The organism is Virgibacillus carmonensis (genome assembly GCF_057836705.1).
Genome location: NZ_JBYQFJ010000459.1, coordinates 1 through 501 on the forward strand (window position 1 = coordinate 1; position 501 = coordinate 501).

The following is a 501-nucleotide window of genomic DNA, read 5'->3' on the forward strand; positions in this document are numbered from 1 at the left end:
CTTGGATTAAATCGGATTGTTGGCGATATTTTTGCGGGAAACATGGGCTCAGAAAAGCTTTTAAGGAACTATGGATTTATGAAAGAGGGAGTTCTAAGGCAAACGGATTTTGACGGGGAAAATTATCATGATACGGTTGTGTATTCAATGATGAAGGAGGAATATAAGGGATCCCTTAAAGCTTAAATACCATAAAATTTTGTATCATTTAATTGCTGGATTTGGGAAAAGCTATGTACTAGAAATTAGTATACTTACATCAGGAAGGAAGTTTACAACATGAAAAAAACTTTATTTATCGTGTTAACACTGGTGTTAACACTGGTAGTCTGCACACCCGCCGTATTTGCAACAGTTGACGAAGATCATGCGGACAAATATGGGCCGGACAGCGGCATGATTAAGTACAAGAATCGAGAAAATACCGGGATCTATAAACATAAGGCCTTAATCATGATGCAGGCGAAGGAGTTAGGAATTAAAACGGAAGGAAAGGACCTT

General features: G+C 38.1%; 2 protein-coding genes. Both read left to right on the forward strand.

Annotation, left to right across the window (positions count from 1 at the left end; translation table 11 throughout):
* Positions 1–186, forward strand: a 186-nt coding sequence (locus AC3G7N_RS22885) for a GNAT family N-acetyltransferase (RefSeq protein ID WP_489424381.1), incomplete at its 5' end; no start/stop codon positions are given.
* Positions 187–279: 93 nt separating this feature from the next.
* Positions 280–501 (forward strand): hypothetical protein (locus tag AC3G7N_RS22890; protein ID WP_489424382.1); only part of this gene is annotated, 222 nt, incomplete at its 3' end.